Origin of the sequence: Pseudomonas machongensis (assembly GCF_034961125.1) — a bacterium.
Lineage (GTDB): Bacteria > Pseudomonadota > Gammaproteobacteria > Pseudomonadales > Pseudomonadaceae > Aquipseudomonas > Aquipseudomonas machongensis.
On record NZ_JAYFUI010000189.1, the window covers coordinates 15,339 to 36,156 of the forward strand.

Genomic DNA, 20,818 nt, shown 5'->3' on the forward strand with positions numbered 1-20,818 from the left:
ACAGACCGGAACACCTGCCATGACCTATACAGACCACACGCTGACTCTGATTGGCCAGACCGCGCTGCTCGTGCCACCTGGCATCGAGGTACAGCAGCGCGAGGATGCCCTGGATTCACTGCATTACTGCCAGTTGCTGGCCGACAAGCAAGCTGGCTCATGCTTCGATCATCCCGATGAGTGGGCGGTTGCTTATCGCAAGGCCTTCGCGTCACTGAACTGGATCAAGTTCGTCAGCACGCACGACAGTATCTCGCTCGCGCCGCAGGCCATCCCCAGACAGGATACGCCCCTCTTGAGCTGGCTGAAGCAGCGCGAGATCGATGTCGATATGGCATTGGCGAAGCTGTCGCAGGTGCTGTCGGGCGCGCCCGAGGGTCTGGAGCATCTGCTGCGTTTCGCCGTGCGTAACGAGGCCAACAAGGGCGAGGTGCACATCGAGTTCGGGCTGCTCGGCGCCGGGCCGATTCTCGACCTGTGCAGCGTGTCGATGCAGTGCGACCACCCGATCACTCGGGAGACACTGGCCACCATTGCGCAGCGTACCCAGCTGCAAGGCGAACTGGCGGTACGGGCACTGTCGCTGAACCTGAGCAACCAGCGCTTCGCTGCGCGGCGTTCGGACCTGCACATCCTGATACTCGACAAGGAACGCGAGAAGCCTCGTCGACTGGCGCTGGGAGTGATTCCACGTGAATGAAGCCAATGCTGCTGTGATTGGTGCGGGAGTCGTCTCGTTCCTGCCGGGGCTGTCGCTGGTACAGAAAAACAAGGTGAAGCTGGCCTTGGCGTTGGCCGAGCGAGCTACCCAGACGGCTTTCGACGAAGGGCTGGTGGAGGATTGGTTCGCCTACTACCGCAACCAGTTGAAATTCATGGGCTGGGACGCGGTTTCTGCCGAGCAGGTCCACTGGCCGGATGCGGGGCGCGCCGAGGAGGTCGACAAAGTCCTGGGCTTGATCGCCAAGACTGCGGGTGAGCGCTTTGCCAGCAATGTGCAGGTGTCCCTGCAGCGGCTGTGCAACAGTCCGCAGACGCTCGCCACTCTGGAGAAGCACGCGCGCGAGCGAGGGCACTTTCAGTTACTGCCTTGTGCCCCTGCCGGGCAGAACCGGGTCGATATGGTGCTGTATCACGAGATCGATACCCAGGATGCCTGGCGTGCCGGTTTCATCACCCGCAAGCGTGGTATGAAGAACGTGCGCGCCGAGCTTGTACGGTTCAACATCCTGGCATTCGAGAACAGCTACCTGCCCAAGGTTCAAGCACGGATCGTGGAGGTATCCCTGAAACAGATACACGACTACGACGTTTGAAGGGCGCTGGGCGATCAGGGCGTATGGAGAGGGCCGGCGGCCGCTTCGCGCTGGTTCGCCCAGAACTGGATCAGTTCGCGCAGTTGCGACAGCTCTACAGGTTTGGCCATGTGCCCGTCCATGCCGGCCAGGCGCGCGCGTTCCTTGTGTTCGCTGAGAATATGCGCGGTCAGCGCCACCACCGGGGTGCGCTGGCGCTGGTTGGCCGCCTCCCAGTCACGCAGGCGTTGGGTCGCGGAGAAACCATCGAGTATCGGCATCTCGCAATCCATCAGGACCAGGTCGTAGCGCGTGGCCTGCATTGCCTCCAGCGCCTCTTCGCCATTGCTGGCAGTGTCGGGCTCGAGGTTGAGCTTGCCGAGCATGCCGCGGATCACCTTGGTCGAGATGCTGTTGTCTTCGGCGACGAGGATACGGAAGTCGGCAGGCAGGTTCAGCGGCGCCGGCGTGCCACCGAGGGCGGCAATTATCGCCGGCTCGCGGCCGCGCTGGGCCAGCTCTTCGGCCAGGGTGGTCTTGAGCGTGTAGCCGGCTACCGGCTTGGCGAGGATGCGTTTGACCCCGGCATTGCGGGCGATGATCTTGCTGGGCGCGTTGCTGATGCCGGTCAGCATGATCACCAGGATGTCGTGGTTCAGGCTCGGATCTTCCTTGATCTTGGCTGCCAGTTGCATGCCTGTCATGCCGGGCATGTTCTGGTCCAGCAGCACGGCATCGAAGTAGTCGCGCAGGTGTGCCTTGGTGCGCAGCAGCGCCAGTGCCTCCTTGCCGGAAGGCACGGCGCTGACGTTCATGCCCCAGGCGCTGCACTGCTGCACCAGCACCTTGCGACAGGTGTCGTTATCGTCCACTACCAGCACCCGAGCATCGCGCAGCGGGCCGTCGAGGTCGGCGGGCGGCTGTTCCAGGCGCAGTGGATCGAGCGGCAGTGTCAGCCATAGCGTATTGCCCAGGCTGGTGCTGGTCTTGATGCCGAATTCGCCGTGCATAAGCCCGATCAACTGCTTGGCGATCACCAGCCCCAGGTGGCCGCCGAGCTTGTTGCTGGAGAGGAAGTGGTGGCTGTGCAGCTCGGCCTGCAGCAAAGCCTCGCGCTCGGCGCTGGCCATCGGCTCGCCGCTGTCCTGCACGGCGATACGCAGGCGCGGAGCGTCACCGCGCTGGTCGAGGGCCACCACCAGCAGGATTTCGCCTTGGTCGGTGTTCTTCAGGGCATTGTCCAGCAGGCTCGACAGCGCCTGACGCAACCGCGTCGGGTCGCCGCTGATCACGCGTGGCACCTGTGGCTGGGTGAAGCTGATCAGCTCGATGTTCTGCTGTTCGGCCTTGGCCCGGAAGATGTTCAGGCAGTCTTCGATCAGTGCGTTGAGATCGAACTGCACATCATCCAGCTCGATCTGTCGTGATTCGAGCTTGGAGATGTCGAGAATCTCGTTGATCAGCGTGAGCAACTCGTTGCCGGCGCTGTGGATGGTCTGCACATAGTCGCGCTGCTTGACCGACAGCGGTGTGCCCAGCAGCAGCTCGGTCATGCCCAGCACGCCGTTCATCGGCGTGCGGATCTCGTGGCTGATCTTGGCCAGGAATTCGGCCTTGGCGTTGATCTCGGCGTCGCTGGCGGCGAGGGCTCGGCTGGCGCGCACGCGCTCCTCGTTGATCTTGCGCAGGCGCTCGCTGACGGCAAGGTTCAGCAACAGGCCGCTGACCACGGTCAGCCCCATCAGGATGACCAGCAGCCAGGGGGTGGGGGTGCGGGTCAGGCCGAGCAGCGCCGGCAGCAGGACCAGGCCACCGAGGTTGAACACCAGCATGGCCAAGGTGAACAGGCGGGCGGGGTTGTAGCCCTTGTACCAGTAGTAGGCGCTGGCCAGGAGCATGCTCAGGCTGCCGAGGGCAAGCAGGGTGTAGGTGGTCAGGTTCAGCGGCAGGGTGTCGATGAACAGCAGGAGCAAGCCGCTGATCGCGGCGATCAGCATTTCTGCCTGCAGGATGCGGGTGAGCCGCGCGCAACCGCAGGGCGAGAAGAAGCGCTGGGTGAAGTACAACCCGCAAAGCCCGGCCAGGACCAGCGTGAGGTAGGCAGCAGGCGTTTGCGCGCTGTGCCACAGGTGCCACCACGGGCCGCTGAGGTTGAGCAGGATCAAGGCACTGAGCAGCATCAACGCGTGGTAGAGCGCCAGCACCAGGGTTGTGCTGGAACGGGTGTAGAAAAAGCGAATCAGGTTGTGCAGGATCAGCATCACCAGGCCGCCGAACAGCAGGCCGAACAGCAGCGGCTGGCGCTGGTCGATGGCCGCGCTGGCCGCCGATTCCAGAGAGATCGCCGGGCGCAACTGGTGCTCGGAGACCAGGCGCAGGTAGATGTCCAGCGGTTGCGTGGCGTTGGGCAGTGGCAGAACGTGGTCGCTGCCGCGCAGGGTGGGGCTGGCGTTGCCCAACTGTCGACCATGGTGCAACTGGCGCAGCAGCGTGCTGCCGTCGAGGGCGTAGAGGTCCAGGCGTGACAGGTCGGGGGCGAAGATGCGCAGCAGGCGCTCCTGGTCGGCGGGCTCCAGGCGGTAGTGCAGCCACAGGGCCTGGTCGGGCAGGGCGGCATCCAGCGCGTCCAGTTGCAGCGGGCTGAACTGGTTGCGGTAGCGGTCGGAACGTACGTCGGAGAGCTGCAGGCTTGCCTGTTCATCGAGCAGCACAGACCACCCGCCGCCTTGTTCGGCCGCAGCCGGAAGCAGGCAGAGCAGGGTCAGCAGGCTGACGATCAGGGCAGTGGCAATCCGAAGCCGACGCACGACGAGATCCTTTCTTGGCTGATAAGCCGGATAACAACTATGCGCGGCGTGCCGCGCCGAAGGCAAGGCCCCGGTGGGGCCCTGTCGACGAGCCGCAGGCCGTGCGCCATGGCGCTACGACCTGCGGGCCGCAGTTTACTGCTGGTGTTCACCGCGCTCGCGGGCGATGGCTCGGTAGCCGATGTCGGTACGGTAGAAACTACCGTTCCAGCTGACTTCCTTGGCCAGGCGGTAGGCCTGCTGCTGTGCATCGGCAACGGTGCTGCCCATGGCAGTGGCGCACAGCACGCGTCCGCCGTTGGTGGTTACCTGGCCATCCTTGAGCGCAGTACCGGCATGGAATACCTTGCCTTCGATCTTGGCAGCAGCATCCAGGCCGTCGATCACGTCACCCTTGGCGTAGTCGCCCGGGTAACCGCCAGCGGCCAGCACTACGCCCAGGCTCGGGCGTGGGTCCCACTGTGCTTCGACCTTGTCCAGAGCCTTGGCGAATGCGGCCTCGACCAACAGCACCAGGCTCGACTCCAGGCGCAGCATGACCGGTTGTGTCTCGGGGTCGCCGAAGCGGCAATTGAACTCGATGACCTTGGGATTGCCTGCCTTGTCGATCATCAGGCCCGCATAGAGGAAACCGGTGTAGACGTTACCTTCCTCGGCCATGCCGCGCACGGTCGGCCAGATCACCTGGTCCATCACGCGCTGGTGCACCTCGGCCGTGACCACCGGGGCTGGCGAGTAGGCGCCCATGCCGCCGGTGTTGGGGCCGGTGTCTTTGTCGCCGACACGTTTGTGGTCCTGGCTGGTGGCCATTGGCAGCACGTTGTGGCCATCGACCATGACGATGAAGCTGGCTTCCTCGCCGTCGAGGAATTCTTCGATCACCACGCGTGAACCGGCTTCACCGAAGGCGTTGCCGGCGAGCATGTCGCGCACGGCGTCTTCGGCTTCCTGCAGGGTCATGGCGACGATCACGCCCTTGCCTGCGGCCAGGCCGTCGGCCTTGATCACGATCGGTGCGCCTTTCTCGCGCAGGTAGGCCAGCGCCGGCTCGATCTCGGTGAAGTTCTGGTAGTCGGCGGTCGGGATCTTGTGGCGAGCCAGGAAATCCTTGGTGAAGGCCTTGGAGCCTTCGAGCTGCGCTGCGCCCTTGGTCGGACCGAAGCAGTCCAGGCCGCGGCTGCGGAACAGGTCGACCACGCCAATCACCAGTGGCGCTTCAGGGCCGACAATCGTCAGGTCGACGTTCTTCTCGGCGAAATCGGCCAGTTGCTCCAGGGCGCAGACGTCGATGGCGACGTTCTCGCATTTGGCTTCGATGGCCGTGCCGGCGTTGCCCGGGGCCACGAAGACTTTCTCGACGCGTGGATCCTGGGCGACTTTCCAGGCCAGGGCGTGTTCACGGCCGCCGCTGCCGATGATCAAAACTTTCATGTCAAAACCTCGAAATCTGTCGAACGAGAGACAATGCTTCTCGCTGTACGAGGTCGCAATGAAGCAGGTAGATGCAAGGCGGGGACGGTTCCGATGAGCGGAGTTGCCTTCTGGCAATGAGCATCAGCGGAACCGGCCCCAACGCAGCAGATGCCTGCTTCAGTGCGGCCGATTGCCATAAATCAGTGGCGGAAGTGGCGCATACCGGTGAACACCATCGCAATGCCCGCTTCGTCGGCGGCGGCGATGACTTCTGCATCACGCATCGAGCCACCCGGCTGGATCACAGCGCTGATACCCACCTTGGCGGCGTTGTCGATGCCGTCGCGGAACGGGAAGAACGCGTCCGAAGCCATGACCGCACCCTGTACCTGCAGACCAGCATGCTCGGCCTTGATTGCAGCGATGCGAGCGGAGTTGACGCGGCTCATCTGGCCGGCACCGACACCGATTGTCTGGCGGTTCTTGGCGTAGACGATAGCGTTGGACTTGACGAACTTGGCGACTTTCCAGGCGAACACCAGGTCGTGGATCTCTTGCTCGGTCGGCGCGCGTTTGGTGACGACTTTCAGGTCCTCGGCGCTGATCATGCCGATATCGCGGCTCTGCACCAGCAGGCCACCGTTGACGCGCTTGAAGTCCCAGCCAGCAGCGCGTTCGGCAGGCCATTCGCCACACTCGAGCAGGCGTACGTTCTGCTTGGCGGCGACCACGTCGCGGGCGGCCTGGGAGATTTTCGGTGCGATGATCACTTCGACGAACTGACGCTCGACGATGGCCTTGGCGGTTTCGCCGTCGAGTTCGCGGTTGAAGGCGATGATGCCGCCGAACGCCGACTCGGTGTCGGTGGCGTAGGCCAGGTCATAGGCCTTGCGAATGCCACCTTCGTTTTCCGGGACCACAGCCACGCCGCACGGGTTGGCGTGCTTGACGATGACGCAGGCCGGCTTGACGAAGCTCTTCACGCACTCCAGCGCGGCGTCGGTGTCGGCCACGTTGTTGAACGACAGTTCCTTGCCCTGCAACTGGACGGCGGTGGAAATGCTGGCCTCGCCTTTCTTTTCCTCGACATAGAACGCCGCGCTCTGGTGCGGGTTCTCGCCGTAGCGCATTTCCTGGGCCTTGACGAACTGGCTGTTGAAGGTACGCGGGAACTCGCTGCGGCCTTCGGTCGACAGGGTGTCCTTGGACTGGTCGATGCTGCCCATGTAGTTGGCGATCATGCCGTCGTAGGCGGCGGTGTGCTCGAAGGCCTTGAGCATCAGGTCGAAGCGCTGGGCGTAGGTCAGGCCGCCGGCCTTGAGGCCTTCGACGATGCCGGCGTAGTCGCTGGCGTTGACCACGATGGCGACGTCCTTGTGGTTCTTCGCCGCGGAACGCACCATGGTCGGGCCGCCGATATCGATGTTCTCGATGGCGGTCGGCAGGTCGCAACCTGGCTTGCTGATGGTGGCTTCGAACGGATACAGGTTGACCGCGACCAGGTCGATCGGCTTGATGCCGTGCTCGTTCATGATGGCGTCGTCGGTGCCGCGACGGCCTAGGATGCCGCCGTGGATCTTCGGATGCAGGGTCTTGACCCGGCCGTCCATCATTTCGGCAAAGCCGGTGTAGTCGGCCACTTCCACCGCGTTCACGCCGTTATCCTTGAGCAGCTTGTAGGTGCCACCGGTGGACAGGATCTCGACACCGAGCTGTTGCAGCTCACGGGCGAACTCGAGGATACCGGTCTTGTCGGAGACGCTGATCAGGGCGCGGCGGATCGGCAGGCGGGTAGTCTGGTCGGTCATTTCGGATTCCATAACGCGGTGGAGTCAGCAAAAAAGGCGCCTCTTTCAACGGAGCCGCCTTTTCTGATTGGGATTCTGGCTTACAACAGGTCGTACTGTTTGAGCTTCTTGCGCAGGGTGCCGCGGTTGAGCCCGAGCATCTCGCTGGCCTTGGTCTGGTTGCCCTTGACGTGGTTCATCACGCTCTCGAGCAGCGGTGCCTCGACTTCCGAGAGCACCAGGTTGTACACGTCCGTGACGGTGGCGCCTTCCAGGTGGGCGAAGTAGTTGTGCAGTGCCTTCTCGACGCTGTCGCGCAGGGTCTGGCCCTCTTCGCTCGGCGTGTTCAGGTGCTGCTTCAGGTTGGCGTTGTCGCTCACGGGCGTTGTTCCACTCACTAATGTCTCGGTCATCATCGTCATGCGGCCACCCCTTGTCCGTCCTCTGTCTCAAGGCTCTGTCGACGTTCGGCGAAAAACGCCCGAACGTTGGCGCACTGCGCTTGGGTATCTTCCAAGGCATTGAAGCGGGCGCGAAACTCCCTGCCGCCCGTGCGTGTTGCCAGGTACCAGCCCACGTGCTTGCGGGCGATACGTACGCCCATCACATCCCCATAGAAGGCATGCAGCGCGGCAAGGTGCTCCAGCAGAATGCGTTCCACTTCATCCAGCCCGGGGGCCGGAAGATGCTCGCCTGTCCGCAGGTAATGCTCGATCTCGCGGAAGATCCACGGCCGCCCTTGGGCGGCACGGCCGATCAGCAGGCCGTCGGCCCCGGTGGCATCCAGCACCGCCCGGGCCTTTTCTGGCGACGTGATGTCGCCGTTGGCGAAAACCGGGATCGACACCGCCTGCTTGATTGCGGCGATGGTGTCGTACTCGGCTTCACCGGTGTACAGGTCGGCGCGTGTGCGGCCATGCACCGCCAGCGCCTGGATTCCGGCCTGTTCAGCGATCTTCGCCACGTTCAGGCCGTTCTTGTTCGAGCGATCCCACCCGGTGCGAATCTTCAGGGTGACCGGCACATCGACCGCACCGACCACCGCGTCGAGGATTTCAGCGACCAGCGCTTCATCTCTCAATAAAGCAGAGCCTGCCGCTTTGTTGCAGACTTTTTTTGCCGGACAGCCCATGTTGATATCGATGATCTGGGCACCGGACTCGACGTTGGCTCGCGCTGCCGCAGCCAGCATCTGTGCATCGCCGCCGGCGATCTGTACCGAACGGGGTTCGGGATCGCCTTCGTGGATGCGGCGCAGGCGCGATTTGCGGCTGTTCCACAGGTTCATGTCGCTGGTGACCATCTCCGACACCACCATGCCCGCCCCCAGACGTTTGCAAAGCGTGCGGAAAGGCTGGTCCGTCACCCCGGCCATAGGCGCGAGGATCAGGTTGTTCTGCAGTGTATATGGGCCGATGCGTACCGCCGACATAGGTGTTCCCTGTTGTGGGGCCGGATCATTGGAGTTCGAAAAAGGGATGGCATGATACCCGCTCTCGGTGACCGGATAAAGATGGAACTGGATAAAATCTGAACAGTTGTGGGCTTATGACATTTAGGTTGGTGATGTCGCCCACCGCGCTCCCTCAGGTATGGCGTGCTACTCGGGGGAGCGGAAACTCAAGCTGTAGTTCACCGCCTTGGGGCCTGGATCGAGGATGTCCAGAGCGATGTGGATCGGTGTCTGGCTAGGCATCTCGCCGCGCCCGGCCAGCTCGCCCGACAGGTACTCGCTGGGTTTGAACCGACGACTGGCGATCAACTGCCCGTTGAGGTCGGCGAAACGCAGCTCCAGCAAGGGGAAGGGTTGGCTGAAGGAGGCGCGGTTGTAGATGATCGCGTCGACGATCAGCGCGCCCTTGAAGTCCGGATGGCTGCGCACCACCAGGTTGCTGCTCTTGATACGAGCGATGTCGACTCGGGTGGGTACCTGGCAGCCGACGATCGGGCACAGTTGCTGGAACAGCGGCCGGTAACGATCGTGCCGGGCCATTTCATCGAAGTGGTAGTAGACGTACTGGAAGGCCAGCAGGCCAGCGGCGAGCAGCGCCAGGAAGCCCCAAAGCAGGCGCTTGCCCCAGTTCGGTGCGGGCTTTTGCCAGTCCAGTTGCAGCGGGTCGTCGACCACATCGACCAATGGTTCCTTGCGCGCGCGCGAGGGTTTGCTGGCCAGGACCGGCTCCAGCCGTTCGTCGTCTTCGGCGTCGTCGTGGTCGTCACGTGCCGACAGGCGCAGATTCGCGACATCGTCGTCCAGGGCCGAGAGGCCTTTTTCCGGACGAGGCTCGTCGAGGGACGAGAGCTGCTCGGTGGCTGGTTCGTCGTGTTCGGCGGGCAAGTGTGCGGGGGTGTCTTCGTCGTCGAGCTCAAGCGTCTGTCCGAGGGTTGGCTCGGTACGCTCCTGGGCTATCGGTTCCAGGTCGAGGGGTTCCTGCTCGACCAGAACCGGTGCAGGTGTGGGTTGCGAGTCGGGCTCGAGGCGGTCATCGGTTGCGGTGCCGAAGGGCTCGTCACCATGTTGCTCCGGGTGCTGATCGTCACGCCGCGCCTGCAAGGATTCGTCGCGCTCGGCGTTTTGGCGCTCGGGGCGAGGGCCGCGTCGCTCCAGGCGCGCAAGCTCCTGGTCCAGATCCATGGCATCCAGCGTGGCAGCCCAGTCGTCCTGGCTCGGCGCGGGTGGCTCGACCGCAGGCGTTGCTGGCACCGGTGGCGCCACCGGTACCGTGGCGACCGGCGGCGCAGCCTCCTGGCTTTGCTCGAGCAGCTGCCGGGCGGCATTGAACACCTGCAGGCACTGGCCACAACGCACCACCCCACGGGCCACGCTCAACTGGTGATACGTGACGCGAAAACGCGTCTGGCAATGCGGGCACTGGGTGACGAAACTGTCGGTCATGCGGCGATCCGGGCGTTGTGCAGGGTTGGAGTCTGGTGCTTCACGAACTGTAGCCTAGCGACGACGGCCGCTGATACGCACCCAGCCATCGCGCACGACGATCGGGTCGAGGTCGAAGTCGGCGGCGTAGGCAGCAGCCACTTCCTCGCCCTGCTCGGCGAGAATGCCCGACAGCGCCAGGAGGCCACCAGGGCGCACCAGGCCGGACAACTGCGGGGCCAGGGAGACCAGCGGGCCGGCCAGGATGTTGGCGACCAGCACGTCGGCCTGCATCGCCGGCATGTGCTCGGGCAGGTACAGCGCCAGCTTCTCGTCGGCGATGCCGTTGCGCTGGGCATTGTCACGCGAGGCTTCGATGGCCTGCACGTCGATGTCGGTCCCCACCGCTTCGCGGGCGCCCAGCAGCAGGGCGGCAATGGCCAGGATGCCCGAGCCGCAGCCAAAGTCGAGCACCTGGGTGCCTGCGAGCGACTGGCCGTCGAGCCATTCCAGGCACAGAGCGGTGGTCGGATGGGTGCCGGTGCCGAAGGCCAGGCCCGGGTCGAGCAGCAGGTTGACGGCGTCTTTCTCCGGGGCCTCATGCCAGCTCGGCACGATCCACAGGCGTTGGCCGAAACGCATCGGTTGGAAACCGTCCATCCAGCTACGTTCCCAGTCCTGGTCCTCGATGACTTCGGCCTGGTGCTCGGGGAGCTCTGCACCGGTCAGCAGCTGCAAGTGGGCGAACACCGCTTCGGGCTCGGCATCGGCTTCGAACAAGGCCAGTAGATGCGTGTGCGACCACAGTGGGGTGGTGTTGAGGTCCGGTTCGAAGATCGGCTGGTCTTCGGCATCCATGAACGTGACCGAGACGGCGCCGACTTCGAGCAGGGCGTCTTCGTAGGTTTCGGCTTGTTCCGGGCTGATGGCCAGACGTACTTGCAGCCAGGGCATGGCGGGCACCTTAAATGTGGTTCGGTGTGATTCGAAGAGGCAGTCTGCGACTGCCAAATCGAGCATTTTACGCGAGCGCGCCCCGTACGGACAGGCCGGAGGATGATCCGTCGAACAAATAACTACCGCTGGCCGTGCCGCGGCGCTACCTAGAATTCGGGCCCCCCAGCCTACGAGGTATAGCGTCATGAACGATCAGCCCGCTACCCATTCCCCCATTGACGATTCGTCGGCCCACTCCATCATCGAGCGACTCGGGCGCTGGAGTGCGGCCTTCGAGCAACGACGCAACTCCCAGCTGAGCTTTATCGAGGCAATCGAAAGCGACGCGCTTGTGCAACTGCGCACCTACTACACCGAAGATATCGACCCGACTTTCATCCAGGACCTGCTGGATGCCGCTCTGCAGCGCCTGGCCACCCAGCAGCCGGTGCTCTATGACGAAGCAGAACATGCCATCTATCGCATCAGCGACGGTGAGCCGCTCGAAGTGCCGCTGGAACGGCGCCAGCAGGTCGAACAACTGGTGGAGGGCATCGGTGGGCGCATGGTTGAAACCTACCGGGATTACCTCGGCCGCCATTGGCAGGCGAAGCCCCAGGGGTTGAGTGATGTACTCGAGTATCAGAAGCGAATCAGCCAACGTTGCGAGCAACACTGTCTTGATCTTGACGCCGCGCTGGGCGCGCCGCAGGTCGCCGGGATGACCAGTGTCCAGGTGCGGGCGCTGATTCGGGAGCGGGAGCGGGACTGGCATGCGCAGCCTGCGCTGTTGCTTCTTGCCGATGACGATGAGAAGCAAGTGATCGACAGGCTTGTCCGCAAGCACCTGCCGGAGTGGTATCGCAATTTGAATGCCGAGGACGTCGCGGCGCTGAATGCTGCTCAGGGTGCTTGTTACGGAGCACAGTCAACGCTCGAAAACTTGCTCGGTAGTGCGCGCTCGTTGCGTGAGCATGCGGGCAGCCTGGCGAGCGCCTATCTGCGCGAGCATTTCGACCTGCCACTGTCTGCCGACCTCATCACCGTCAAATGCGAACCGTCAGCCACGGAAAATGTGAGCGTCAGGACACAGACGCTTACCGAACTGGTGATGGAAGGCGCCATTGACGTGACGCAGGTATACAAGCCGCTCCAGGTAAGTATGCCGTTACTGCATTGCAAGCCACCTTCCGCTGAGCAACTGCAGGTCTTGTTGAGCGAACTCGATGCACCGCACAGCTTCCTGACGACCCTCAAGCAACGCCATCAGGACGCTGAAGTCGGGTTGGCGCAGCTAGAACTCTATGACATGCAATTGCGCTACAGCCTGCTGATTGCCAGCAAGAAAGGGCACCTGTCGGATGCGCGTCATGATCAGGTCGTGGCATTGCTCGCCCAGGAGCCGCCAGGCGACGAGATCTGCCCTCTGCAGTTGTGGGCGGGCGCAGATTGCAGTGACTTGTTGTTGTTCGCCGTAGCAGATGACGCCTTTGTGCTGTATGCCCCTGGTAAACCAGATGGCCAGGAGTGGATAGAGCTGGTATCACAGCGCGCGCTCAACAGTGAAATCGGTGGTTGGTTGGCGGAGGAAACGGGTCGTCATTATCTGTTGAGCCAGGTTCCCTTCGATCAACGAGCCACGGTCAGTGCATCCATCCTGAGCATCGTGGAAAAACCTTCCGAATGGTCCCTGAGTCTGGATCGCAGGAGAGCCCTGAGGGGGTACGAGGCATGCTTGGCCGAGCGGGTGCGCTTGAGCAATAAAAAGGCCGAGGATGAGATCGAGGCCTCTATTGCGCCGTATTACGCACTTAACCTGAACATTGGCCAAAAGCGCGTGATCAACCTGGAAAAGCAGGTGGCGTTGCAAGCTGAGCACGTGTTTGCCGCGTCGATGCAGGATTATGAAGGTTTTCACGCGTTCGCCCGGCGTACCGTCGAGACTGCCATCAAGCCTTACCTGGCCGACAAGGGCATCACCGAACAGGTTGACCCGGAGTCTATTCTGTTCGATCTGCCGTCCACAGGCACGGATACGCCGCTGACGATGAACCTGGTCGATCTGGTCTGCTATGGATATGACGACAATTCTGGCCTGGACAACCCGAATAAGGGCGTGCGCTCTCTGGTTGGCCAGGACCTGAGTGCTCTGCGCAGCCACGACTTTACGCGCTATGCACGTCGCGCTTACGTTGGCGAGACGTACATCACACACATACGCGAACACTATCTGAACGAGTCCTCGGCGGATTATGCGGCTCGCCGGAAGATGTTCGGTCGTGCGCTGATCTCGGCGATGGACCGCGATTTGCGCCTGGCCAGTATCAAGGCTGAACTCGATCAAGCGACCTATACGAAACTGATTGCACTGGTGACGGCGCTGGGGCGGACGTTGAGCCAGCCCGACATCGTCAGTGAGTCGGAAACGGTGGTCGAGAGTTCGGGGGTGTTTCGCTTGTCGATCGACGGCTGTTTCGTTCTGGGCGCCTATGTCCTGCGCGATGTGGCAGACAAAGTGGCGACTGACTGGCTGTATACCCCGGACGCCCCGGATGGTGTTCTGCTGCGTCCCTATCAGTCCTTGAACGCCACAGGTACGGGCGTGCTTTACGATTATCTGCTCAACCGCGTTACGTTGGCCTCCAGATCCAAGGTCAGCACGCGTCTGAAGAGGTTGGCCAGTGGCGACAGTCATCGTGATTCCCTGCGTGGGCTCAACCAGGTGGTAACGGTGGCCGGGGAGTACAACGCGTTCATCGAGCATGCGCTCGCCGATGTCGAGGATGCGACCCTTGGCAAAGCCGAGGTCATTCGCGCCCAGGTGTTCAAAGGCGTTTTGTTCAGCGCACTGCCATTGCTGGTGTATCCACCGTTCGCCATAGCGTTTGGTGCCTTCATGACCGCCTCCGCTTTGAAAAAGGCCATTGTCGCCCATACTCGATGGGAAACCGCGGCGGCCCTGCAGAACTGGCTGGAAGCGTCGTGGAGTTTGTTGGGGGCGGTGTTGAGTGTGCCGGGAGTGAGCCTGGGAATGCTCAAATCAGCGCTTGCGCCCTTGCGCCAGGCAGTTGTTCGCCGCCCGCAGGTGACGGGTGCGACACGAACCCCCTCCCTGCAGTTCGACAAGTCCTGGGCAGTCAAGAGCAAGCCTGGCGATCTGCACAAGGTGACGGAGGACGGCATCTGGAAGGGCACCTACCGCAGCGGCGCCGAGGACGCTGCCAATGCAGAGCATTTCATCCACTCGGGCGGTCGTTACTACAAGGTCACACACGACGTCGAGCAGGCCACCTTACGGGTGTTCAAGGCCAATCGCCCGCAGAGCTACCATCGCCAGGCAGTGCGATTGCATGAAGATGGCCGATGGGTTGCCAACAGCACAGGCCTTCGCGGCGGCAATCATGTGCAGGATGCTGGAACCCTGGCGCAGGCACGGCAAATTACCGACGGTGAGGGTGCGCCATCGCAGATACGTGGCGCTCTGCAGGGAGAAGCCGTAGTGGCGCGACACTTGGGGAGGGCGGATGACTACCTGTATACCGTCAATGCACAGTCCTGTGTGGCGGTATCCTTGTATAACCCTGCAACACGTGCAGGTGCGGTACTGCATGTTGATCACAATGTCCGCAGCCTGATCGAGCCCGCACTGCGGCAAGTGCTGACGGAGATTGGTGCTGCGCAGAATGGCGCGGGCGTCAGGGCAGTCATGGCTGGCGGCGACTGGCTGGGAGGTGTGGATATCGGCGGCGTCGTGCGGACGTTGCTCAGGCGCCAGGGAATCCAGGCAAGCTGGCAGCACTGGTCGTTCTCGTCGTGTTTTGGCGGTAGCTATGGCATGACGCTGAACCTGGGGAGCGGAGTTACGCGTGTCTACCGAACGCCTGCGAGGTTGGTCGAGCAAGTGCTTGATCCGATCATGAAGCAGGCCAATTTCCGGGTGCCGGGTGTGCCCGCTCGCGCCTTCAGATTCAAAAGCCGTTTCCGCGCCGGCCCACTGTATGAGCGGTCAGGCGGAGTCGTGGAAGATGCTGCCGGATTGGCGCCGGGCCGGGACGAACTCGCCTTGCAGGCGATCTCCGTGGTGAGCGTCTGACAACCAGGTATCACGCTCACGCGAGTCAGGCTGACCTGCTCGATCCTGCGCAGGTGGCAAAAAAAACCGATGCCAGATTCTGGCATCGGTTTTTTTGTGGCATCCCCGGCTTTTCTGAAAGGCCAATGGCTGGCATCGCAGCGATTGCCGGGCGTGCTACCTCAACAAGCGATCACTCCTGGTTGGCCAGTTTGTGCTCGAGGTAGTGGATGTTGATGCCGCCTTTGCAGAAACCTTCATCACGCACCAGGTCGCGGTGCAGCGGGATGTTGGTCTTGATACCGTCGACAACGATCTCGTCCAGGGCATTACGCATGCGCGCCATGGCTTCGTCGCGGTCCTTGCCGTAGGTGATCAGCTTGCCGATCAGCGAGTCGTAGTTCGGCGGAACCGAATAGCCGCTGTACAGGTGCGAATCGACCCGCACGCCATTGCCACCCGGGGCATGGAAATGCTTGACGGTACCTGGGCTCGGAATGAACTTCTTCGGGTCTTCGGCATTGATCCGGCACTCCAGCGAGTGACCGCGGATCACCACGTCTTCCTGGCGGAACGACAGCTTGTTGCCAGCGGCGATGCTGAGCATCTCCTTGACGATGTCGATGCCGGTGACCATCTCCGAAACCGGGTGCTCGACCTGGACGCGGGTGTTCATCTCGATGAAGTAGAAGCGACCGTTCTCGTACAGGAACTCGAAAGTACCTGCACCGCGGTAGCCGATCTCGATGCAGGCATCGACGCAACGCTTGAAGACTTCCTGGCGGGCCTTCTCGTCGATACCGGGGGCCGGCGCTTCTTCCAGTACCTTCTGGTGACGGCGCTGCAGCGAGCAGTCGCGGTCGCCCAGGTGCACGGCGTTGCCCTGGCCATCGGACAGTACCTGAACTTCCACGTGACGTGGATTGGTCAGGAACTTTTCCAGGTAGACCATCGGGTTGCCGAACGCAGCACCGGCTTCGGTACGGGTCAGCTTGGCCGAGGCGATCAGGTCTTCTTCCTTGTGCACCACGCGCATGCCGCGACCACCACCGCCACCGGCGGCCTTGATGATCACCGGATAGCCGACTTCACGGGCGATGGCCAGTGCAGTTTCTTCGTCTTCCGGCAGTGGGCCGTCGGAGCCCGGCACGGTCGGGACGCCCGACTTGATCATCGCATCCTTGGCCGAAACCTTGTCGCCCATCAGGCGGATGGTGTCGGCTTTAGGGCCGATGAAGGCGAAACCGGATTTCTCCACCTGCTCGGCGAAGTCGGCGTTCTCGGCGAGGAAGCCGTAGCCCGGGTGGATGGCGGTGGCGCCAGTCACTTCGGCGGCAGCGATGATCGCCGGGATGTGCAGGTAGGATTCTTTCGACGATGCAGGGCCGATGCAGACCGATTCGTCTGCCAGGCCCAGGTGCATCAGTTCGCGGTCAGCGGTGGAGTGGACCGCGACGGTCTTGATGCCCAGCTCTTTGCAGGCACGCAGGATCCGCAGGGCAATTTCCCCGCGGTTGGCGATCAGGACTTTTTCGAGCTTCCCAGACATCGTTGGCTCTCCGCGATTCAAACGATGGTGAACAGCGGCTGGTCGAACTCAACCGGCTGACCGTCTTCCACCAGGATGGCGTCGATGACACCGCCGATATCGGCTTCGATGTGGTTCATCATCTTCATGGCTTCGACGATGCACAGGGTGTCGCCTTTCTTCACCGACTGACCGACTTCAGCGAAGTTCGGCGAGGTTGGCGAAGGCTTGCGGTAGAAGGTACCGACCATCGGCGAGCGGATCACGGTGCCTTTGAGGGCAGGTGCTGCAGCGGCTTCGGCAGCCGGGGCGGCGGCCACGGGGGCTGCGGCGGCAGGGGCTGGAGCGGCAAATTGCGCTGGGGGTGCGAAGTACTGGGCGCCGGCAGGTTGTTTGCTGTTACGGCTGATGCGAACGGACTCTTCGCCTTCCTTGATCTCCAGTTCGTCGATGCCGGACTCTTCCAGCAGTTCGATCAGCTTTTTGACTTTACGGATATCCATTAATCAGCAACTCCCAAGGTTCGGTCGGGGACTTAATTATCAAAACGTGTCGAAAACGTTTCTTCGTAGTGTTTCGAAGCCCAGGCATGTAGGCCTGGGCTTTGCGTCATCAGGGCTGTGCGTTGGCAGCCAGGTGTTCCAGAGCAGACTCCAGGGCCAGCCGGTAACCGCTGGCGCCCAGGCCGCAGATCACGCCCACTGCCACATCGGAGAAGTAGGAGTGATGACGGAACGGTTCACGCTTGTGCACGTTGGAGAGGTGCACTTCGATGAATGGGATGCTCACAGCGAGCAATGCGTCACGTAATGCGACGCTGGTGTGGGTGAAAGCGGCCGGGTTGATCAGGATGAAGTCCACGCCTTCGTTGCGCGCGACATGGATACGGTCGATCAGTTCGTACTCGGCATTGCTCTGCAGGTACTGCAGGTGGTGGCCGGCGGCGCGCGCGCGCTGCTCGAGGTCCTGGTTGATCTGGGCGAGGGTGACGGCGCCGTAGACTCCCGGCTCGCGGGTGCCGAGCAGGTTGAGGTTGGGGCCGTGCAGCACCAGTAGGGTGGCCATCTGCGGTTTCCTTGGTTTTGTAGGGCAATTCGACATAGCGCGGCGACTATGCCGCAATAGACTAGCGAGTGTCCAGTTCTCTGCAATAGCCAGCACGATGACCGAGATTCGCGCAAAGTATGTGACCAGATGATGAGCTCTGGTCACTTCGTTGGAGAAAGTTACCGGTGCGCGGGAAGTTATAGACCGAGTTTGCTGCGCGTGCCGGTGAGAATTTTCGCAAATTCGTCGGCGTTCACCTCGCCTACCACCCGATCAGTGGTCATTTCGCTGCCGTTTGCGGCAAAAAACAACAGGGCGGGTGGGCCGAACAGCGTGTAGCGGTCGAGCAGGGCGCGCTGTTCGGCGTTGCTCTCGGTCAGGTCGAACCGCAACAGCTTCAAGCCGTTCAGTTGGGCCTGCACCTGTGGCGCGTTGAGTACTTCGTGTTCGATCACCTTGCAACTGATGCACCAGTCGGCGTACCAGTCCAGCAGCACCGGCTGGCGTTCGGCCTTGGCCTGGGCCAATGCGGCTTCCAGGGCGGCAGGGGTGGTGAGGGTTTGCCACGCATCTGCCTGGGGGGAAGCGTGGGACGAGGTGCTGACGCCGGGGCCGGGCAATGGACGCAGAGGATCGCCCTGACCCGCGAGGGCGCCGTACCAGCACGCCAGTGCATAGACCAGGCAGAGCAGCCCCAGCAGCTGGGCCAGGCGTTGACGTGGGGTCTTGACCACGAACTCCAGCGCGCCGAGGAACAGCGCCACGCCTGCCGACAACAGGCCGATCAGCAGCAAGGTCACCGGCCCCGGCAACACGCGGCTGAGCAGGCCAAGCGCCACGCCCAGCAGCAGGACCCCGATCACGTTCTTCACCGTGTTCATCCACGCCCCGCTCTTGGGCAGCCAGGCGGCACCGCCGGTCGCCACCAGCAGCAGTGGCGCGCCCATGCCCAATCCGAGCGCGAACAGCTTCAGTGCCCCGCCCAGGGCATCGCCGCTGGCGCTGATATAGAGCAGGGCACCGGCCAGTGGTGCCGACACGCAGGGCGAGACCAGCAGGCTGGAAAGCACGCCCAGCACTGCAGCACCCAGCAGCGAACCGCCGCGGGTATTGCTCGCGATGCGGTCCAGGCGTTGGCTCAGGGCGTGCGGCAGCTTGAGTTCGAACAGCCCGAACATCGCCAGGGCGAACACCACGAAGAACAGGGCGAAGGGCACCAGTACCCAGGCCGACTGCAGACGTGCCTGCAGGTTGAGGCTGGCACCGAACAGGCCCATCAGCGCACCGAGCGCGGCAAAGCTGGCAGCCATCGGTAGCACGTAGGCCAGCGAAAGGCTGAAGCCGCGCCACCCTCCCACCTGGCCGCGCAGCACCACGCCCGAGAGAATCGGCAGCATCGGCAGCACGCAGGGGGTGAAGGTCAGGCCCAGACCGGCGAGGAAGAACAGCAGCAAGGTCTGCCAGCTCCAGCCCTCGGCCGTGGTGGTAGGCAAGGTGCTGCCTTCGCCGGGAATCGACAGTCGTGCGGTTTCCGGCGGATAGCACAATCCCTTGTCGGCGCAGCCCTGGTAGCCGACCAGCAAGGTGAAGGCGCGCGAGTCGGTGCGCGGTACTTCGATGTCGACGATGCCATGGTAGACCTCGACATCGCCGAAGAACTCGTCGTGCTTGGCTTCGCCTTGGGGAATCCGTGCGTTGCCGAGGGCGATGTCGGCCGGCTCGCTGCGAAACTGGAAGCGATGGCGATAGAGGTAGTAGCCCTCGGTGGCGACGAAGCGCAGCTTGATCGACTGTGCATCGGCGCTGATCAGGTCGAGCTTGAAGGCTTCGTGGACCGGCAGGAAATCGGCGCTGTTGGACAGCGAGGCGGCGCCGAGGGTGGCGCTGGGACGGTTGTCGAGCAGGCCTGAGGCGAAGGTGGGGCTGGCCAGCAGCAGGAACAGCAGGAGGAACAGGCGGCGCATGGCGGACTCGCGAGGCGGAACGTGCCCGGCATGATAACGGAGTTGGCTGGAGGCGGGGATGACAGGTGGTCGCAGGTTCGGCTGCTTGCAGGCCTGGCCCCTTCGCGGGCAAGCCCGCTCCCACTGGGTAGCGGCGAGGAAACCTCCTGCTGGCGCGGTTCCTGTGGGAGCGGCGGTTCGCCGCTGCGACTTGCCCGCGAAGGAGCCAGGCCTGTCGATTACACCCTGAAGGCCCCCACAGCGGTATTCAGCTCACCACCCAGTTGCAGCAACTGCTCACCCTGCTCGCGCCCTTCGCCGATGCGTTGCAGGTTGTCCTCACCGAGCGCATGAATCCGCTCGCTGTGGTCGCGGATCTCGCTCACTGCACCGCTCTGCTGGGCGGTGACGTCGGCAATCCTCACCGCTGTATCGGAGATGGTGCGAATCGCGCTGACGATCTCATCCAGCGCACCATCCGCCGCCTGGGCCTGGCTGGCGGTGGCTTCGGCGTGTTCGAGCTGGGTGCGCATGCCATTCACCGATTCGCGCGCCGCCTGCTGCAGGCGGTCGATCAGCGCCTGGATTTCGCCGGTGGCGCCGGTGGTGCGCTGGGCCAGCGAACGCACTTCGTCGGCCACCACGGCAAAGCCGCGGCCCATTTCCCCGGCGCGGGCCGCTTCGATCGCTGCGTTGAGGGCCAGCAGGTTGGTCTGCTCGGCGATCGAGCGGATCACCGTCAGCACGCCACCGATGGTCGCCGACTCCTCGGCCAGCTGTTCGATCAACTGCGCATTGCCCTGCACCTCATCGACCAGTGCTCGCAGGCCGGAGAGGCTGTGGCCGATCACCGCCTGGCCGTGCTCCACGGCGCGCCCGGCGTCGCGGCTGGCATCGGCGGCCGAACTGGCATCGCCGGCCACCTGCTGGATGGTCGCTTCGAGCTCGCTCAGGGCATCGCGGATCTGTGCGGTATCGCCTGCCTGGCGTTCGGCACCGTCATGCAGCGCGCTGCTCATGCCGGCCAGGGCATGGCTGCTGCCTGCGACTTGCTCGGCGTTGTGGCGGATGGTGCCGACCAGCGTCACCAGGTACTGGCGCAGCCGGTTGAGCGA

At 63.0% G+C, this 20,818-nt stretch carries 14 protein-coding genes and 1 pseudogene; 3 read left to right on the plus strand and 12 right to left on the minus strand.

The features are described 5' to 3' along the window. Window positions 1–19 precede the first annotated feature (19 nt). A complete protein-coding gene (locus VA602_RS22200) occupies window positions 20–700 on the plus strand; it encodes a hypothetical protein (RefSeq protein ID WP_323454361.1) in 681 nt (226 codons plus the stop codon). Beyond that, on the plus strand, window positions 693–1,316 hold the full coding sequence (locus VA602_RS22205; RefSeq protein WP_197892422.1) for a hypothetical protein: 624 nt from the start codon (window positions 693–695) through the stop codon (window positions 1,314–1,316). Before VA602_RS22200 ends, VA602_RS22205 begins: the two co-directional genes overlap by 8 nt. 14 nt (window positions 1,317–1,330) lie before the next feature. On the opposite strand, the gene VA602_RS22210 is transcribed toward VA602_RS22205, so the two are convergent. The 7 genes from VA602_RS22210 to prmA form a co-directional block, all read right to left on the minus strand. After that, window positions 1,331–4,102 carry a hybrid sensor histidine kinase/response regulator gene (locus VA602_RS22210; RefSeq protein WP_323454362.1) on the minus strand — a complete coding sequence of 924 codons (2,772 nt, stop codon included), beginning with the start codon at window positions 4,100–4,102 and terminating at the stop codon, window positions 1,331–1,333. Window positions 4,103–4,237: 135 nt separating this feature from the next. Then, complete coding sequence (purD, locus tag VA602_RS22215; protein WP_323454363.1) at window positions 4,238–5,533, minus strand: phosphoribosylamine--glycine ligase; 1,296 nt, start codon at window positions 5,531–5,533, stop codon at window positions 4,238–4,240. Between the two features lie 182 nt (window positions 5,534–5,715). Continuing rightward, window positions 5,716–7,323: a bifunctional phosphoribosylaminoimidazolecarboxamide formyltransferase/IMP cyclohydrolase gene (gene purH / locus VA602_RS22220; protein WP_063546312.1), complete on the minus strand. Its 1,608-nt coding sequence runs from the start codon at window positions 7,321–7,323 to the stop codon at window positions 5,716–5,718. An 80-nt stretch (window positions 7,324–7,403) separates the two neighbouring features. Continuing rightward, the gene (gene fis / locus VA602_RS22225; protein ID WP_029614158.1) at window positions 7,404–7,724 is read right to left on the minus strand and encodes a DNA-binding transcriptional regulator Fis; all 321 of its coding nucleotides are present in this window, start codon (window positions 7,722–7,724) and stop codon (window positions 7,404–7,406) included. Next, a complete protein-coding gene (dusB, locus tag VA602_RS22230; RefSeq protein ID WP_054894209.1) occupies window positions 7,721–8,734 on the minus strand; it encodes a tRNA dihydrouridine synthase DusB in 1,014 nt (337 codons plus the stop codon). The genes fis and dusB overlap by 4 nt, the downstream gene beginning before the upstream one ends. Window positions 8,735–8,902: 168 nt before the next feature. Further along, window positions 8,903–10,198 carry a DUF3426 domain-containing protein gene (locus VA602_RS22235; RefSeq protein WP_323454364.1) on the minus strand — a complete coding sequence of 432 codons (1,296 nt, stop codon included), beginning with the start codon at window positions 10,196–10,198 and terminating at the stop codon, window positions 8,903–8,905. Window positions 10,199–10,252: 54 nt separating this feature from the next. Next, the gene (gene prmA, locus VA602_RS22240) at window positions 10,253–11,131 is read right to left on the minus strand and encodes a 50S ribosomal protein L11 methyltransferase (RefSeq protein ID WP_323454365.1); all 879 of its coding nucleotides are present in this window, start codon (window positions 11,129–11,131) and stop codon (window positions 10,253–10,255) included. A 187-nt stretch (window positions 11,132–11,318) separates the two neighbouring features. On the opposite strand from prmA, the gene VA602_RS22245 reads away from it, so the two are divergent. Continuing rightward, a complete protein-coding gene (locus VA602_RS22245) occupies window positions 11,319–15,206 on the plus strand; it encodes a dermonecrotic toxin domain-containing protein (protein ID WP_323454366.1) in 3,888 nt (1,295 codons plus the stop codon). A gap of 172 nt (window positions 15,207–15,378) precedes the next feature. On the opposite strand, the gene accC is transcribed toward VA602_RS22245, so the two are convergent. The 5 genes and pseudogenes from accC to VA602_RS26980 all read right to left on the minus strand — a co-directional run. Continuing rightward, window positions 15,379–16,734 (minus strand): acetyl-CoA carboxylase biotin carboxylase subunit, encoded by a 1,356-nt coding sequence (gene accC / locus VA602_RS22250; RefSeq protein ID WP_186666012.1) that lies wholly within the window; start codon window positions 16,732–16,734, stop codon window positions 15,379–15,381. A gap of 17 nt (window positions 16,735–16,751) precedes the next feature. Then, window positions 16,752–17,216 (minus strand): acetyl-CoA carboxylase biotin carboxyl carrier protein, encoded by a 465-nt coding sequence (accB, locus tag VA602_RS22255; protein WP_054894204.1) that lies wholly within the window; start codon window positions 17,214–17,216, stop codon window positions 16,752–16,754. Between the two features lie 109 nt (window positions 17,217–17,325). Beyond that, window positions 17,326–17,778, minus strand: coding sequence for a type II 3-dehydroquinate dehydratase (gene aroQ / locus VA602_RS22260; protein WP_323454367.1), 453 nt, complete (start codon window positions 17,776–17,778; stop codon window positions 17,326–17,328). 179 nt (window positions 17,779–17,957) lie between these two features. Then, on the minus strand, window positions 17,958–19,724 hold the full coding sequence (locus VA602_RS22265) for a protein-disulfide reductase DsbD (protein ID WP_323454368.1): 1,767 nt from the start codon (window positions 19,722–19,724) through the stop codon (window positions 17,958–17,960). Between the two features lie 218 nt (window positions 19,725–19,942). After that, window positions 19,943–20,467: pseudogene (locus VA602_RS26980) on the minus strand (methyl-accepting chemotaxis protein); the annotation flags it as partial. Window positions 20,468–20,818 lie beyond the last annotated feature (351 nt).

What these genes read in the sequence shown, in the direction of transcription:
- VA602_RS22200 (WP_323454361.1), top strand. Translation starts at nt 20, where the DNA reads ATGACCTATACAGACCACACGCTGACTCTGATTGGCCAGACCGCGCTG.
- purD (WP_323454363.1), bottom strand. Translation starts at nt 5,533, where the DNA reads ATGAAAGTTTTGATCATCGGCAGCGGCGGCCGTGAACACGCCCTGGCC.
- purH (WP_063546312.1), bottom strand. Translation starts at nt 7,323, where the DNA reads ATGACCGACCAGACTACCCGCCTGCCGATCCGCCGCGCCCTGATCAGC.
- fis (WP_029614158.1), bottom strand. Translation starts at nt 7,724, where the DNA reads ATGACGATGATGACCGAGACATTAGTGAGTGGAACAACGCCCGTGAGC.
- dusB (WP_054894209.1), bottom strand. Translation starts at nt 8,734, where the DNA reads ATGTCGGCGGTACGCATCGGCCCATATACACTGCAGAACAACCTGATC.
- VA602_RS22235 (WP_323454364.1), bottom strand. Translation starts at nt 10,198, where the DNA reads ATGACCGACAGTTTCGTCACCCAGTGCCCGCATTGCCAGACGCGTTTT.
- prmA (WP_323454365.1), bottom strand. Translation starts at nt 11,131, where the DNA reads ATGCCCTGGCTGCAAGTACGTCTGGCCATCAGCCCGGAACAAGCCGAA.
- VA602_RS22245 (WP_323454366.1), top strand. Translation starts at nt 11,319, where the DNA reads ATGAACGATCAGCCCGCTACCCATTCCCCCATTGACGATTCGTCGGCC.
- accC (WP_186666012.1), bottom strand. Translation starts at nt 16,734, where the DNA reads ATGTCTGGGAAGCTCGAAAAAGTCCTGATCGCCAACCGCGGGGAAATT.
- accB (WP_054894204.1), bottom strand. Translation starts at nt 17,216, where the DNA reads ATGGATATCCGTAAAGTCAAAAAGCTGATCGAACTGCTGGAAGAGTCC.
- aroQ (WP_323454367.1), bottom strand. Translation starts at nt 17,778, where the DNA reads ATGGCCACCCTACTGGTGCTGCACGGCCCCAACCTCAACCTGCTCGGC.
- VA602_RS22265 (WP_323454368.1), bottom strand. Translation starts at nt 19,724, where the DNA reads ATGCGCCGCCTGTTCCTCCTGCTGTTCCTGCTGCTGGCCAGCCCCACC.